We start from the raw sequence: 14,299 nt of genomic DNA on the forward strand, positions 1-14,299 counted from the left end.
TCAATGGGTTCATTGGGCGTACCGCAGCCCGGGTTGCGGCACACAAAACTATTCAGAAAACAGGAGTTAGAAAAATGATGAAGGGCCAACTCGCCGGCTTGATGAAACAAGCACAAGCCATGCAAGACAACCTCAAGAAGGCGCAGGACGAACTGGCCACCGTGGAGGTGGAAGGGCAGTCCGGCGCCGGATTGGTGAAAGTCTTGATGACCTGCAAGAACGACGTCAAGCGTGTCACCATCGACCCGAGCCTGCTGGCGGACGACAAAGACATGCTGGAAGATTTGGTGGCCGCAGCCTTCAACGATGCGGTGCGCCGCGCCGAAGAAGTCAGCTCGCAGAAAATGGGCAAGCTGACGGCCGGCATGCCTTTGCCGCCCGGCATGAAGTTCCCATTCTGATCGAGGGACGGTGAACCCTCTTGATGGGCTGATCGAGGCGCTCAAGCGCCTGCCGGGGGTCGGGCAAAAGTCTGCCCAGCGCATGGCTTACCACCTGCTGCAGCATGACCGTGATGGGGCACGCAGTTTGGCCGCCGCATTGCAGGCCGCGGCCGAGCAGGTGGGGCACTGCCAGCGCTGCCATACCTTCAGCGAAAGTGCGCTGTGCGACATCTGCGCCGACACCTCGCGTGATGCGTCCTTGTTGTGCGTGGTGGAGTCGCCGGCCGATCAGGCGGCGCTGGAGCGCAGCAATTCCTACAAAGGCTACTACTTCGTGCTGCTTGGGCGGGTGAGCCCCCTGGACGGTGTGGGCGTGCATCAAATCGGCGCAGCCGAATTGTTGGCGCGTGCGGCCGAAGCAGGTGTGGCCGAGGTGATCTTGGCGACCAGTTTCACCGCCGAGGGTGAGGCCACCGCCCATGTGCTGGGCGAAGCGCTGCGCTCACGAGGCATTCGTGCCACGCGTTTGGCGCGCGGCGTGCCGGTTGGCAGTGAACTGGAGTATGTGGACTTGGGCACCATCGCCCATGCCCTGGTGGATCGACGTTAGGTCTTCAACACCTGCTGGGGATTGCCCGGCGGGGCCTATCCTCAGCGGTGTGAAACTTGGCGAAAACCGCCGGTGTCGCCGCCGTTTTTGTTGGCGTCCACCGCCGCAGTGATTGAGCGGCCGACCGGCTTGCTGCTGCGCGCGGGTTTGGCGGCCTTGTCGTTGCCACGGTTGGTTTGCGCGGTTCGCACGCCGCCGGCTTTGCTGCTTGCGGCCTTGCGGCTGCTGCTGCTGCTGCTGCTGGAACTGGTCTTGCCCGCGCCAGCATCCGCTTTTTGTGAGGCCGCGTTGGCGGCATAAAGCACGATGGACTGACCCGGTTTGAAGCGGGCGCGTGCATCAACGTTGTTCCATTGCGCGAGCTGAGCAGCGTTCACGCGGTAGCGGGCCGCCACACTGGCCACGCTGTCATTTTTGCCGGCGCGCAGGCTGCGTTTTTGCAAGGGCGGCACATCGGGTGCCAGCGCCAGGCTGGCGTTGTCGGCCAGGTGTTCGGAGACGTCGTCTTCCCGGTGCGCTGCACGGGGCACCAGCAGGGTGGAGCCTTGCTTGACCAACATGCGCGGCGGGATTTTGTTGACGTCCAGCAACTGGGCTTCAGGCATTCCCACTTGCTTGGCCGCGTCCGCCGATTTCATGGTCTTGGGCACCACCCAGGCCGTCCAACTGGCCAGGGGGCCGCGGTGGGCAGCCAGATTCACGGCAAAGGCGCTGGCGTTGTCATAGGGCAGCAGCACCTGGGTGGTTTTGGCGGCCAGCATCACCGGCTTGTTCATTTGCGGGTTGAATTGCTTGAATTCTTCAACGCTCATGCCGGCCAGGCGGGCGGCCACGTCTACATCCATGTCGCGGTCGATATTGACGCTCAGGAAGTAGGGGTGGTTGTCCATCTCGGGCAAGCGCAGGCCGAACTTTTCGGGGCTTATCACAATGTTTTTGACCGCCTGGAGTTTGGGCACGTAATACCGAGTTTCCTCGGGCATGCGCAGGTTCTCGAAGTCGGTGGGTAGGCCGGCTTTCAGGTTGCGGTCAATGGCGCGCTGCACATTGCCTTGGCCCCAGTTGTAGGCCGCCAGGGCCAATTGCCAATTGCCAAACTTCTTGTTCAAACGCACCAGGTAGTCGAGCGCCGCGCGGGTCGAGGCCAGCACGTCGCGCCGGTCGTCGCGAAAGATGTTCTGCTTGAGATCGAAGTCGCGGCCCGTGGCGGGCACGAACTGCCACATGCCCGAAGCCTGCGCGGTGGACATGGCTTGTGGGTTGAATGCGCTTTCGATGAAGGGCAGCAGCGCCAACTCCGTCGGCATGCCGCGCTTTTCGACCTCTTCGATGATGTGATAGAGGTAGCGGCTGCCTCGCTCCGTCATGCGGGCCACATAGTCAGGGCGGCTGCTGTACCAGTTTTCGGCCTTGTGCACGAGGTCGTTGTCGAGGTCTTGCATGGCAAAGCCGGTGCGCAGGCGCAGCCAGAGGTCTTCTTTGGCAGCGGCTTGGGTCAGGTCAACGGCAATGCCGGGGTTGAGGCTGTCTTCCAACCTCAACGGGCTGGCATCGCCGTTGCCCGTGGCGGCGCCCACTTTCGCGACCACGGATTGTGCGGTGCTGCCGTTCCAGCTGCGGCTTTGCAGTCGCCGGTCACTGGAGGCCGCAGTGCTGGTGTCGGTTGAGGTGTTTGTGCCGGTGCTTGCGCAGGCGCTGAGCAGCAGTGTGAGGAGCAGTGCCAGGGGCGCCGAGTTGCGGCGCATGGGACGGGAGAAGTGCGATTGGGAACGGGTCATCGGAAATCGTTCTTCCATTGCCGCAAACGGGCGAAGGTGGCCAGCGGGCTGCCATCGCGGCCATGCTCGGGGCTGGGTTGATGGTGCAGGGCGGCTGCCACCACTTGGGGTTCGCCGCAGCGCAAGAAAGGGTTGATCTGCAATTCCAGCTTCAAAGTGGAAGGCAGGGTGGGGAGATTGCATTCACGCTGCGCCTGGGCCCATTCTTGATAGGCCAGCAAGGCAGGGTTGGCGGGCTCAATCGCCAGGGCAAAACGCAGATTGGACAAGGTGTATTCGTGGGTGCAGAACACCCGTGTCTGTGCGGGCAAGGCGGCCAGGGTTTGCAGGGATGCATGCATCTGAGCAGCCGTGCCCTCAAACAAACGCCCACAACCGCCCGAGAACAGCGTGTCGCCACAGAACAAGGCCGGGTCGGGGATAGAAAGCCCGGCGCCTTCAGCGAAATAGGCGATATGCCCGGCGGTATGCCCCGGAACGTCGATCACCTTGAAGCTCAAGCCCAGAAGATCCACCGCATCACCCGTTTGCAAGGGGATAAATGGGATGGGAATGTTTTCGCGGGCGGGGCCATAGACCGGGCCTCGCAGCAGCCCCCGCAAGGCGTCAACGCCGCCCACGTGGTCGGCGTGATGGTGAGTGACCAGGATGCCGATCAAGCTCAAGGACCGGGTCGCAAGGGCCTCAATGACGGGGGCGGCGTCACCGGGGTCCACCACGATAGCCTGACGGCCGTCGTCCAGCATCCAGATGTAATTATCTGCAAAGGCGGGGATCGCGGTGATCGAGATTCGGTCGACGGGTTCCATGCGGCCTGTGGGTTAGGGTGTCACAGGGACATGACAGGTGTTGTCCTGGGTTACCCTTTGTCGGTATTTGCGGCACGCTGCACGATAAAACCGCGCAGCGACATTCATGACACGAGAAGCTTCGATTATAGAGTTGACAGATTGGTTGCAAACGCCGCCGGGCCAGTATCTGCTGACCTGGCAACAGGCGCAGTTTGACGCGGCTGTGGTGGACTTGTTCGGATTTCACGCGCTGCAACTGGGGCTGCCTGAACTGCAGGGCCTGCGCAGCAACCGCATGCCGCATCGGTGGCTGGCCTTGGACGCCTCGCCGCCCCCCGCCGGGGCAGGTGCCACGGCGCTACGGGCCGAGGTGGTGCTGTGCGATTTTGACGCGCTGCCTTTTGAGTCGGGCAGCCTGGACTTGCTGCTGTTGCCCCACGCCCTTGAATTGGCCAGCGACCCGCATGAGGCGCTGCGAGAGGCGGAGCGTGTCTTACGGCCCGAGGGACGGATGGTGATTTCAGGGCTGAATCCGGCCAGCCTGTGGGGGCTCAGGCAGAATCTGGGGCGCGCGTGGCCGAGCCGGCAGCAGGCGTTCTTGCCTCAGCAGGGTGAATTCATCGGCTACTGGCGCTTGCGTGACTGGCTTCGCCTGCTCAGCTTCGAGGTTGAAACCGCTCAGTTTGGCGCTTATGTGCCGCCGTTGCGAACCGAGCGCTGGTTGCAGCGCTGGTCCTGGCTGGAGACGGTGGGCTCGCGCTGGTGGCCGGTGCTGGGGGCCGTGTATTTTCTGGTGGCGGTCAAACGTGTGCGCGGCATGCGGCTGGTCGGGCTTGAGCGCCAGCGCAGGCAAAACAAGCGTGCGGCTGCCGCACCGGTGGCGGTCAGCCGTCAACATAAAACATCATTTTTCGAGAAACCATGAACACTGCCTCCAGTCCCGCGGCGCCTGCATCGTCCTCCGCGCCTTCTCCCTCGCCGGCGGCCATGCCCAAGCCTGTTGTCACCATCTACACCGACGGCGCCTGCAAGGGAAACCCAGGGCCTGGCGGATGGGGGGCTTGGCTGAGTGCGGGTGGGCATGAGAAGGAACTGTTCGGCGGTGAGGCCAACACCACCAACAACCGGATGGAATTGACGGCGGTGATTGAGGCTCTGGCGTCATTGAAGCGCACCTGCCAGATCACCGTGTTTACCGACAGCGAATATGTGCGCAAAGGCATGACGGAGTGGATGGGCGGTTGGCAGCGCCGGGGCTGGAAGACCGCCGACAACAAGCCCGTCAAGAACGCCGACCTCTGGCAACGCCTGGACGCCCTGCGCAAGCTCCATCAGGTGGAGTGGCGCTGGGTTAAGGGCCATGCGGGCGACCCAGGCAATGAGCGGGCCGACGCGCTGGCCAACAAGGGCGTGAGTTCGGCGCAACGTTGAGGTCGTAAAATTCCGGCCCACGTATCTTTGAATACAGAAAGACTCCGATGAGCATCAAGAGCGACAAATGGATCCGCCGCATGGCTGAGCAGCACGGCATGATCGAGCCCTTTGAGCCGGGCCAGATTCGTGCCAACGCAGCTGGCGAGAAGATTGTCAGCTACGGCACCTCCAGCTACGGCTACGACATTCGTTGCGCGCCCGAGTTCAAGGTGTTCACCAATGTGTACAGCTCGGTGGTCGATCCGAAGAACTTCGACGAAAAAAGCTTCGTCGACATGGAGGGCGACTACTGCATCATCCCGCCCAATAGCTTTGCGCTGGCCCGCACGATGGAGTACTTCCGCATTCCGCGCAATGTGTTGACCATCTGCCTGGGCAAGAGCACCTACGCGCGCTGCGGCATCATCGTCAACGTGACGCCGTTTGAGCCTGAATGGGAAGGCTATGTGACGCTCGAGTTCAGCAATACCACACCGCTGCCCGCCAAAATCTATGCAGGAGAAGGGTGCGCGCAAGTGCTGTTCTTCGAGAGCGACGAGGTCTGCGAGACCAGCTACAAAGACCGTGGCGGCAAATACCAGGGCCAGCGCGGCGTGACCTTGCCGAAAACTTGAACGCAATCAGCGGGTGATTCACCCGTTTTTTGTGATTTAAGTTTTGCCCGCAAGGGCCATCATGGGGCCACCCAAGCTCAGCAGCCGAGGCCCGCCATGATGATCATTCCCCTGCACCTCATCGCCGACACGCAAAGCCCGCTCCGCTACGACTTGGCGGAGCCTGAGCCCAGCGCACCGCTGTGCTCGGCGCTGGATTTGGGCTTGTCTTTTACCGGCCCGGTTGAGTCGGCTGATTTGCTGCGGTTCCAGGCCCTGATGGCCGTTGAGGGCTTGAACCTGCAGCCCACCCGCATGCTGTATGACCGCCTGTACGCCTGTGAGCAACTCGCCCAAGGCCACGCCAGCGGCAACCCCACCTTGCGTGAACTGGCGCTGCAGTTGTTCAACAGCTACCAGCAGGCCGGCACCTGGATTGGCTTGGTGCACTGATCACCCCGGCCGTTCTTGCAGTTACGGTGCTGACCCCGGCCTTGTTGCATGGCGGGTCAAAGCGCGGTCAACCAGTCGCAGCGCAGCCTTCCGCGGCGGTGCAGGCTGCGGCGCCAGTTGGCGTAGGCGGTGGGTAGTAAAAAGCCGGCAAGGCACAGTGGCAACATCCACCAGTTGCCCAGCAGGGTTGAGACCGGCAGGGCCATCCAACTCAACACCCAGGCGGTGAGCACGAGATCCCATGCGCACAATTCCACCGGGTGGCGACCCTGGTGCAAGTCCATCCAGCGCTTGACATGAGTCAATTGCAGCAGCGTCATACGCCCCCCTGGATACCGGTTTGCCGCATGGATTGACATGCGTCGTTGTCAGTTTGGTGTCAGCTTATTTATCGTTCATTTTTCAAAAATCTTCCAGTTGTTTTTGAACTTTTCCATGGGCGATAAAGAGCGTCATGCTGTGGGTTGCCGTGCCACCGGTGTCCCCTGCATTGGTGGCCATGCCTTTCGGCTAAGGCCGTTAGACGCGATATCGTGCGCGCTTTGCCCATTTTCTGTGGGAACAATTTGCGCATGAATTCAACAACACTGACCCCGGCAATGCGATGCGTTTCTCGCCTTGGCGCTGCGATGGGGGTGACGGCCAGCTTGGGCCTGGGTTTGACCGGGCAGGCGATGGCTGCAGAAGGCATGTGGATGCCGCAGCAGCTGCCGCAAATCGCCAAGGACCTGAAGCAAGCTGGCCTGCAACTGGACCCCGCCAAACTGACGCAGCTGACTGAATTCCCCATGGGGGCGGTCATCAGCCTGGGGGGCTGCACGGCGTCCTTCGTATCGCCCCAGGGCTTGGTGGTGACCAACCACCATTGCGCATATGACAGCATCCAATACAACTCAACCGTGCAGCGGGACTTGCTCAAGAACGGTTTTTTGGCTGCAGGCTTGACCGATGAGCTGCCCGCATCTCCGGGCAGCCGTGTCTTCGTGACCGTGGATGTCAGTGACGTCACCGCTAAAGTGGTGGACACCAAGGCCCAGCGCCTGAATGGCAAGGCGCGTTTTGATGCCATCGAAGCCAATGAAAAAGCCTTGACGGCGGCCTGCGAGAAAGACCCGGGGCATCGCTGCAACGTGGCATCTTTTTATGGCGGTTTGCAATATCAGTTGATCAAGCAGATCGAAATACGTGACGTGCGCTTGGTCCATGCGCCCGCCTTGGGTGTGGGCCTGTTCGGTGGCGACACCGACAACTGGATGTGGCCGCGCCATACCGGCGACTACAGCTTTTTCCGCGCCTATGTCGGGCCGGACGGCAAGCCGGCCGATTTCAGCCCGGCCAACAAGCCATACCAAGCGCGGCACTTTTTGAAATTGGCCACCCAACCCTTGAATGAAGGCGACTTCGTGATGGTCACCGGCTATCCGGGGCGCACCAATCGCCACCGCCTGCCCGCCGAGTTGGACTTCACCTTTGGCTGGGCGCAACCCCAGCGCATCCAATGGATGGGTGAGCAGTTGGCGCTCATCAAGGAGGCCACAGCAGGGCGCCGGGAGGCTGAAATTGCTTTGGCCCCGCGGGTCGCAGGCATTGGCAACTACTACAAAAACTTCCAAGGCCAGCAAGCCAGCTATGAAGGCAGCGACATCCTGGCGCGCAAGAGCCAAGCGTTCGCGGAATTGAAGGCCTGGGTGAACGCCGATGCCGATCGGCGCGCAAGTTATGGCACCGACATCAGCAAGGTTGAAGGCCTGTTGGCGCAGGAGCAGGCCGTCGCCCGCGCCGAGGCGCTGCTGCGCTACACCAGCCCGGGCATGCTCAATGCGGCACGCACGCTGTATGAAAACGCGCAGCAGCAAGCCTTGCCCGATGCGCAGCGCAAGCCGGGTTTTCAGGCCCGTGACGAGAAGCATCTGGTGCAAGGGCTGGAGGCCATCGACAAGCGTTACGACGAACGGGTTGACAAGCGCCTGGCCGCTCACTTCTTGACCCAGTACCTGGCGCAACCGGCAGTGCAATTGAATGCGCCCCTGCTGGCGGCACTGGGCTTGGCGGCCGGCATGGATGAAGCGGCGATTCAGGCCCGGCTCGACACGGTTTACGCCGGCAGCAAGCTGGCGCACGGCGCCGATCGCATGGCGTGGTTGAAGCGCGATGTTGCCAGCTTCAAAGCCAGCGACGACAGCTTCATCAAGGCGGCGGTGGCTTTGTATGACGACGACCAAGCGCGCGAAACCCGCGACAAAGACATCACCGGCCAGATCAGCCAGGCCTATGCGGCCACCATGCGCGCGCTGATTGCTTTCAAGGCCAGCAAGGGCGAGGCGGTGTACCCCGACGCCAATAGCACCCTGCGCGTGGCCTTTGGTCAGGTACAGGGCCGCAAGAACGCGCTGGACGGTGTGGATTGGGAGGCCTTCACAACCTTGCGCGGCATCGTGGCCAAGCACAAGGGGGAAGGCGAGTTCAATGCACCCGCCGAGCAACTGGCGGCCATCCGTGCACGTCAATTTGGCCCCTACGGCGTGGCCAAGCTGGACTCGGTGCCCGTGAATTTTCTCGCGACACTGGACACCACGGGGGGCAACTCAGGCTCGCCGGTGCTCAACGACCGGGCCGAGTTGGTCGGCCTCTTGTTTGACGGCACCTTGGACAGCGTCATCGACAGCTGGGACTTTGACGCCCGCAAGTCGCGCAGCATCTGCCTCGACGCACGCTACATGCTGTGGCAGATGAGTGCAGTCGACAAGGCCCAGCGCTTGTTGAAAGAAATGGGCGCACAGTAATCGAGCCTGTGTCCCACTCGCACCGCACCCGCGTCGCACCTGCCTCGCGCCCGCCCCTTTGAGCTTTTCAGCACGCGCTTAAAACAGGCTGAGATTCTCCACGCGGACTTCTGCGGAGGATGGCCCGGTGCCCGGGGCGCGGCGCCCCGTGCGGCTGCCCGGGGTTGTTTGCCCAGGGCGGCTCAAATTGCCCATGCGCACCCCGAGCAGGCGGATGCGTTTTTCCAGAGGCACGCGCTTGAGGCAGGCGCCCGCTGCCCGGCGAATCGCCTGGGCGTCTTGCGTTGGCTGATCCAGGGTGAGATCGCGTGTGACGGTGTGAAACCCTTCAAAGCGCAGCTTGATGCCCACGGTGCGCCCCAGGTAGTTCTTGCGCGCCAGATCCGCCGCCAATTGCTCGCACAGCCGGGTGAAAATGGCACCCAACTCGGCCTTGTCATGCTGGGCATGCAGGTCGCGCTCAAAGGTGGTTTCACGACTGATGCTGACGGGCTCGCTGTGCGTGATCACGGGCCGGTTGTCGCGGCCCTGCGAGGCTTCAACCAGCCAAGCCCCAAAGCTCTTGCCGAAATGCTGAATCAAGAGCGCAGGCTCCGCCGCAGCCACTTGCCCCACCGTTTCCAGGCCCAGTGCTTGCAACTTGGCGCCGGCCTTGGGGCCAATGCCGTTGACCTTGCGTACAGTCAGCGGCCAGATGCGGGTTTCGATTTCGTCGGCCATCAAGAGGGTGATGCCGTCGGGCTTGTCCATTTCAGAGGCAATCTTGGAGAGCAGCTTGTTCGGCGTGATGCCAATCGAGCAGGTCAAGCCCGTCGCCCTGAACACTGAATTCTTGATGTCCCGCGCCACCGAGCGCAGGCCGCCCAGCGGGTCGTGCCCAACGGGCTCGCGGATGCCGACCACCTCGCTGAGGTCGATGTAGATTTCATCAATGCCGCGGTCTTCGATCACCGGTGCAACCTCAGCCACCGCTTGCTTGAACAGCCGGGAGTAGTGGCGGTAGGCCTCGAAGTCCGTGGGCAGAAGGATGGCGTCGGGCGCGCGCAAGGCCGCCTTCATTAGGCCCATGCCTGAAAAAACGCCGAGATCACGGGCGGCGTAGGTGCTGGTCGTTACCACGCCCCGGCCGGTGTAGTCGCGCAGTCGGGCATAACGCAGCGTGCCATCGGCCTGTGTGACCGGCGCATGGTCTCTCCGGCCACCAATGACCACCGCCTGCCCTTTGATCTCAGGGTAGCGCAGCAACTCGACCGAGGCGTAGAAGGCGTCCATGTCGAGGTGCGCGATCAAGCGTTCAGGCAGCCGCCCAGCCCGCGTTGCAACGGGGTTGGCGAGGAGGTCAGGAGGCTGGCGTGTGTCCAGAGCGTCGGGCATGTCACATTGTGGCGCCCAAAGAGAGGATGAGTCCGTCCAAGTAAAAAGTACAGTGGCAGGAGAGATAGGCTGTCTACTGCAAGACTTGACAGGTGCGCACGGCGCTAGATGTCGCTAATCTACGGTACGCCAACGAGGGCGATGCGGGACCATTCCGGCCACGCACTTCATGGCCGGTCGCCACCGTCGACACAGATCGACGGGGCGGCTGGCCCAGGCACGGCGACGTGTGCTTTGAGCGGTCAGGGGTGGGGGTGAATTTCATTCGGCTGGACAGCACTCGCGAACGTGCCGCGTCGCGCCCCCCACCTTGTATCAAGCTCATGGAGTGAGCCATGTCAGTCAAAGCCAACCCCAACCCTAACCCCAAAGCCACCTGTTCGTCGCCACTGAAGTTTGTTGAGCAGCTGCGCCCGTTTGCGGCGAATGAAGAAAGCCATGAGCGCATGGCGGAGGACTTGCGTGATGTGGTGCACGCCAGCGAGTGGTTGCTCAAAGCGCTGGCCGAGCCCGCTGACGGCCGCACGCTTGGGGCGCCCGAGTTGCGGCAACTCCTGGACGATCTGGACAGCCAGTTTGTGGCGCCCGTGTTCTTTCACCTGATGTCCTTGCGTGAGGACTTGGCCGTCACGCTGGACCGGCTTTCAGCCCAAACCCGAAACCATCGGCTGAGCGAGGGCCTGGGGGCAGGCGCTGGCGCTGGTGCGGGCCGAAATTGGCCTGAGCGCTTCGGGCCGTGCGGGAACTCAGCTGCAGCTTGAGCTGCCGCAAGAACTGATGGCCGCCGCCGGGAGGGGCTTGGCGAGGTGCCCGGTTGCGGCGTCGAAGCCCACTTCTTTCATGTGATAAACAAGCGACGCGTCCATCATTTCCGCATGCGCCGGAAACCAGTTCAGCAACTCGGGCAGCAAGTTGCGCATGGGCTCAAAGTCTCGCTGGGCCTGCACATGCGCCAAGACCTGGCGCATAACATCCAACACCATGGCGTGCTGCTTGCTGTGGCAGTTTTCGGGGGCAAAGCCGGTGGCCGCCATCCAGCCTTCTTCCATGGCGAAATGCGCTTCGGTATGGGCCAACAGAGCCTCGTACAGCGACAGCATCTCCGCCTCGTCCTGGCCTGCCAGCGCAGCGCCCCAACGGTTCAGCAACGCCACGAATTCTTGATGGGTCTGGTCGATCTGCGCGTGTTGCAGGGCCAGGCTCTCGGACCAATTCAAAGTGTTCATGGGCGGCGAGGTTAGCGCATTTGAGGCCGAATCCGGGCCCCATCGCGGGCCTGGCCGCTCGTGGGTGAACATTGCTTGCGCTGGATCAATCCAACGCTTGGCGAGGCGCGAAACCTAACGCCGAATTCAGGGGTGAACCCGGCTGCAGGTCCGCTTCAAGCCAGCCGTGCGCGGTGGCGGGCGGCTTGGGCGCGCACTTGCGTGGGTGCCGTGCCGCCCAGGATGTTGCGGGCATTCAGCGAGCCCCGCAGTGACAGCACTTCATAGACATCTTCACCCACGCGGGCGTCGAACTTCTGCAACTCGGCCAGGGGCAGGGCGGAGAGGTCCACGCCTTGGGTGATGGCAGTTTTTACGGCGTGGGCGACCACCTCATGGGCATCGCGGAAGGCCAGACCCTTCTTCACCAGATAGTCTGCCAAATCAGTGGCCGTTGCATAACCCTTGAGCGCAGCGCGCTCCATGGCTTCGGGTTTGACGGTGATGCCGGCGGCCATTTCAGCAAAGATGCGCAGCGTGTCCTTCAAAGTGTCGACGGTGTCGAACAGCGGTTCTTTGTCTTCCTGGTTGTCTTTGTTATAGGCCAGGGGCTGGCCCTTCATCAGCGTGATCAGCCCCATGAGGTGGCCGACCACCCGCCCGGTTTTGCCGCGCGCCAACTCGGGCACGTCCGGGTTTTTCTTTTGCGGCATGATGCTAGAGCCGGTACAGAAGCGGTCGGCCAGATCGATGAAGCCGAAGCTCTGGCTCATCCACAGGATCAACTCTTCGCTCAGGCGCGAGATGTGCACCATCACCAAGGCTGCGGCGGCGCTGAATTCAATGGCGAAGTCGCGGTCGCTGACGGCATCCAGGCTGTTTTGGCACACGCCCTCCATGCCCAGGGTGCGGGCCACGCGCTCGCGGTCCAGGGGGTAGCTGGTGCCGGCCAATGCGGCCGCGCCCAGCGGCAGGCGATTGACGCGGCGGCGCGCATCGGTCAGCCGCTCAACGTCGCGGGCAAACATCTCCACATAGGCCAGCAGATGGTGACCAAAAGCCACCGGCTGCGCCACCTGCAGGTGAGTGAACCCGGGCAGGATCACCTCCGCGTTTTTCTCGGCGACGTCGACCAAGGCCCGTTGCAAGGCATTCAACAGCAGCAGCAACTCATCAATCTCGCCACGCAGCCACAGGCGCACGTCGGTGGCGACCTGGTCGTTGCGGCTGCGCCCTGTGTGCAGGCGCTTGCCGGCGATGCCCACCAACTCGGTCAGCCGGGCCTCGATGTTCAGGTGCACGTCCTCCAGGTCCAACTTCCAGTCGAAGCTGCCGGCTTCGATTTCGCCCTTGATTTGCGCCATGCCACGCTGAATGGCGGCGTGGTCTTCGGCAGACATAATGCCCTGTGCCTGCAGCATTTCTGCGTGGGCCAGGCTGCCTTGGATGTCGGCCGCCCAGAGCCGTTTGTCAAAAAACACGCTGGCCGTGTAGCGCTTGACCAGATCACTCATGGGCTCGGAGAAGAGCGCCGACCAAGCTTGAGACTTGTTGGCGAGTTGGTTGTCACTGGGCTTGGCGGAGGTGGACATGGCGGCAGGTGGAACAGGGTGGGAAGAAGGCCGGCGCGGGCCCTGAACCGGGCCGGCGCACAATCTCGTCGAAAAGGCGGTCATTCTAGAGCCCACGATGTCAGACAAAAAATCCATGCCCGACGAATCCGATTGGCCTGACAGCATCAGCCTGACCCAGATCTTGGGGCAGGACACCCTCGGTGATTCCCCTGCGCCAGCTGTGAGCGGGTCAGCGGCTGAAAACACAGTGCTGCCGCTGTTCGACCCCCAACGTGCGTTTGACGTGTGCCACGTTGGGCTGGTGCTGCGGGCGGTGCTGGGGGTGCAGGGCTTGTTGGCGCTGGGCTTGGCCCTGGCCGCCAGAGACCTTGCGCAATGGGCCGAGTGGATGGCGAGCGCGACGGTCGTGACGATGTCTGCCGTTTTGTTGTGGTTGTTGGTGGTGTGCGGTGCCCGTCGAATTTTGGCGGCATGGGCTGAACACTGGCAATGGCTGGCCCTGATGGCGCTCGGTGCTGTCAGCGCCTTGCTGGGTTGGGGCTTGTTGAATATCGCATCGATCGAACCAAGCACGCGCTTTCGCCTCGCCAGCGTGGGCTTGGCCGGGGCCACCATGGCCGCCTTGTTACTGACATGGCTGAAACTGCGGGAGCGTGCCCAGCGCCCCGCCGCGGCTTTGGCGCAACTGGTGGAGTTGCAGTCGCGCATCCGGCCCCACTTTTTGTTCAATACCTTGAACAGCGCGATCGCGCTGGTGCGCCACGATCCCGCCAAGGCGGAGGATTTGCTGGAAGATTTGAGCGAGCTGTTTCGGGTGGCATTGGCCGACGCCAGCACCTCCGTCACCCTGGCGGAGGAAATCGAGTTGGCGCGGCGCTACCTGCACATTGAGCAGACCCGTTTTGGAGAGCGGCTGCGCATCCGCTGGGACCTTGATCCCCAGGCGAATCTGGCCCGCGTCCCCCCCTTGATTTTGCAACCCTTGGTTGAGAACGCGGTGCGTCACGGCGTCGAGCCGAATGAAGGCGGCGGCGCAATCGAGGTGAGAACGCGCAAGCGCGGTGCCGAGGTGGAGATTTGCGTGTTGAACAGCGTCGGGCTGGCGGCGAAAACGTCTGGTCACGGTTTGGCTCTGCGCAATGTGCGCCAACGCCTGCGTTTGATGCATGATGTGTCCGCCCGTTTCGAGCTGGGCTCGGCACCGGGTCGGTTTACGGTGCGCATTGTGTTGCCGAGTTGAGCGTTCATCCGGCGGTTCACTGTGCTGTAAAACTTATTTCATCCTCTGACTCACCTTTTCAGCGATGGCTTTGTCTGCGAC

15 protein-coding genes are annotated in these 14,299 nt (G+C 62.4%); 9 read left to right on the forward strand and 6 right to left on the reverse strand.

Going from position 1 to position 14,299, the window contains the following annotated elements; genetic code table 11:
- Positions 1 to 74 precede the first annotated feature (74 nt).
- Positions 75 to 401, forward strand: coding sequence for a YbaB/EbfC family nucleoid-associated protein (locus PRZ01_RS04005; protein WP_273595474.1), 327 nt, complete (start codon positions 75 to 77; stop codon positions 399 to 401).
- Positions 402 to 411: 10 nt separating this feature from the next.
- Complete coding sequence (gene recR / locus PRZ01_RS04010) at positions 412 to 993, forward strand: recombination mediator RecR (protein WP_273595475.1); 582 nt, start codon at positions 412 to 414, stop codon at positions 991 to 993.
- Positions 994 to 1,034: 41 nt separating this feature from the next.
- On the opposite strand, the gene PRZ01_RS04015 is transcribed toward recR, so the two are convergent.
- Together PRZ01_RS04015 and gloB are read right to left on the reverse strand one after the other, a co-directional pair.
- Positions 1,035 to 2,771 carry a transglycosylase SLT domain-containing protein gene (locus PRZ01_RS04015; protein WP_273595476.1) on the reverse strand — a complete coding sequence of 579 codons (1,737 nt, stop codon included), beginning with the start codon at positions 2,769 to 2,771 and terminating at the stop codon, positions 1,035 to 1,037.
- Entirely contained in the window at positions 2,768 to 3,562 is a 795-nt protein-coding gene (gene gloB / locus PRZ01_RS04020; RefSeq protein ID WP_273595661.1) for a hydroxyacylglutathione hydrolase, read from the reverse strand. The genes PRZ01_RS04015 and gloB overlap by 4 nt, the downstream gene beginning before the upstream one ends.
- Positions 3,563 to 3,713: 151 nt before the next feature.
- Here gloB and PRZ01_RS04025 point away from each other — a divergent pair, with 151 nt between their 5' ends.
- From PRZ01_RS04025 to PRZ01_RS04040, 4 genes are all read left to right on the forward strand, one after another.
- Positions 3,714 to 4,487 carry a class I SAM-dependent methyltransferase gene (locus tag PRZ01_RS04025; protein WP_273595477.1) on the forward strand — a complete coding sequence of 258 codons (774 nt, stop codon included), beginning with the start codon at positions 3,714 to 3,716 and terminating at the stop codon, positions 4,485 to 4,487.
- 62 nt (positions 4,488 to 4,549) lie between these two features.
- Positions 4,550 to 4,993 (forward strand): ribonuclease HI, encoded by a 444-nt coding sequence (gene rnhA, locus PRZ01_RS04030; protein WP_273595662.1) that lies wholly within the window; start codon positions 4,550 to 4,552, stop codon positions 4,991 to 4,993.
- 47 nt (positions 4,994 to 5,040) lie between these two features.
- Entirely contained in the window at positions 5,041 to 5,610 is a 570-nt protein-coding gene (gene dcd / locus PRZ01_RS04035; RefSeq protein WP_273595478.1) for a dCTP deaminase, read from the forward strand.
- 96 nt (positions 5,611 to 5,706) lie between these two features.
- Positions 5,707 to 6,042 (forward strand): hypothetical protein, encoded by a 336-nt coding sequence (locus PRZ01_RS04040; RefSeq protein WP_273595479.1) that lies wholly within the window; start codon positions 5,707 to 5,709, stop codon positions 6,040 to 6,042.
- 56 nt (positions 6,043 to 6,098) lie between these two features.
- On the opposite strand, the gene PRZ01_RS04045 is transcribed toward PRZ01_RS04040, so the two are convergent.
- Positions 6,099 to 6,362: a hypothetical protein gene (locus PRZ01_RS04045; RefSeq protein WP_273595480.1), complete on the reverse strand. Its 264-nt coding sequence runs from the start codon at positions 6,360 to 6,362 to the stop codon at positions 6,099 to 6,101.
- 279 nt (positions 6,363 to 6,641) lie between these two features.
- Here PRZ01_RS04045 and PRZ01_RS04050 point away from each other — a divergent pair, with 279 nt between their 5' ends.
- On the forward strand, positions 6,642 to 8,825 hold the full coding sequence (locus PRZ01_RS04050; RefSeq protein ID WP_273595481.1) for a S46 family peptidase: 2,184 nt from the start codon (positions 6,642 to 6,644) through the stop codon (positions 8,823 to 8,825).
- 78 nt (positions 8,826 to 8,903) lie between these two features.
- On the opposite strand, the gene PRZ01_RS04055 is transcribed toward PRZ01_RS04050, so the two are convergent.
- Positions 8,904 to 10,097 (reverse strand): Y-family DNA polymerase, encoded by a 1,194-nt coding sequence (locus PRZ01_RS04055; protein WP_409993805.1) that lies wholly within the window; start codon positions 10,095 to 10,097, stop codon positions 8,904 to 8,906.
- Between the two features lie 437 nt (positions 10,098 to 10,534).
- Between PRZ01_RS04055 and PRZ01_RS04060 the strand changes: the two genes are divergently transcribed.
- Positions 10,535 to 10,960, forward strand: coding sequence for a hypothetical protein (locus PRZ01_RS04060; RefSeq protein ID WP_273595483.1), 426 nt, complete (start codon positions 10,535 to 10,537; stop codon positions 10,958 to 10,960).
- Here PRZ01_RS04060 and PRZ01_RS04065 read toward each other — a convergent pair.
- Positions 10,946 to 11,425 carry a hemerythrin domain-containing protein gene (locus tag PRZ01_RS04065; RefSeq protein ID WP_273595484.1) on the reverse strand — a complete coding sequence of 160 codons (480 nt, stop codon included), beginning with the start codon at positions 11,423 to 11,425 and terminating at the stop codon, positions 10,946 to 10,948. The two genes, PRZ01_RS04060 and PRZ01_RS04065, sit on opposite strands and share 15 nt — an antisense overlap.
- A 155-nt stretch (positions 11,426 to 11,580) precedes the next feature.
- A complete protein-coding gene (gene argH / locus PRZ01_RS04070; RefSeq protein ID WP_273595485.1) occupies positions 11,581 to 12,996 on the reverse strand; it encodes an argininosuccinate lyase in 1,416 nt (471 codons plus the stop codon).
- 97 nt (positions 12,997 to 13,093) lie between these two features.
- Here argH and PRZ01_RS04075 point away from each other — a divergent pair, with 97 nt between their 5' ends.
- Positions 13,094 to 14,218, forward strand: a complete 1,125-nt coding sequence (locus PRZ01_RS04075; protein WP_273595486.1) for a sensor histidine kinase — start codon at positions 13,094 to 13,096, stop codon at positions 14,216 to 14,218.
- Positions 14,219 to 14,299: the final 81 nt, after the last annotated feature.

Origin of the sequence: Roseateles koreensis, assembly GCF_028595305.1 — a bacterium.
Classification (GTDB): domain Bacteria; phylum Pseudomonadota; class Gammaproteobacteria; order Burkholderiales; family Burkholderiaceae_C; genus Paucibacter_A; species Paucibacter_A koreensis.

Coding starts and splice junctions, on each gene's coding strand:
- PRZ01_RS04005 (WP_273595474.1), top strand. CDS start 75: ATGATGAAGGGCCAACTCGCCGGCTTGATGAAACAAGCACAAGCCATG.
- PRZ01_RS04015 (WP_273595476.1), bottom strand. CDS start 2,771: ATGACCCGTTCCCAATCGCACTTCTCCCGTCCCATGCGCCGCAACTCG.
- rnhA (WP_273595662.1), top strand. CDS start 4,550: ATGCCCAAGCCTGTTGTCACCATCTACACCGACGGCGCCTGCAAGGGA.
- dcd (WP_273595478.1), top strand. CDS start 5,041: ATGAGCATCAAGAGCGACAAATGGATCCGCCGCATGGCTGAGCAGCAC.
- PRZ01_RS04040 (WP_273595479.1), top strand. CDS start 5,707: ATGATGATCATTCCCCTGCACCTCATCGCCGACACGCAAAGCCCGCTC.
- PRZ01_RS04045 (WP_273595480.1), bottom strand. CDS start 6,362: ATGACGCTGCTGCAATTGACTCATGTCAAGCGCTGGATGGACTTGCAC.
- PRZ01_RS04050 (WP_273595481.1), top strand. CDS start 6,642: ATGCGATGCGTTTCTCGCCTTGGCGCTGCGATGGGGGTGACGGCCAGC.
- PRZ01_RS04055 (WP_409993805.1), bottom strand. CDS start 10,097: ATGGACGCCTTCTACGCCTCGGTCGAGTTGCTGCGCTACCCTGAGATC.
- PRZ01_RS04060 (WP_273595483.1), top strand. CDS start 10,535: ATGTCAGTCAAAGCCAACCCCAACCCTAACCCCAAAGCCACCTGTTCG.
- PRZ01_RS04065 (WP_273595484.1), bottom strand. CDS start 11,425: ATGAACACTTTGAATTGGTCCGAGAGCCTGGCCCTGCAACACGCGCAG.
- argH (WP_273595485.1), bottom strand. CDS start 12,996: ATGTCCACCTCCGCCAAGCCCAGTGACAACCAACTCGCCAACAAGTCT.
- PRZ01_RS04075 (WP_273595486.1), top strand. CDS start 13,094: ATGTCAGACAAAAAATCCATGCCCGACGAATCCGATTGGCCTGACAGC.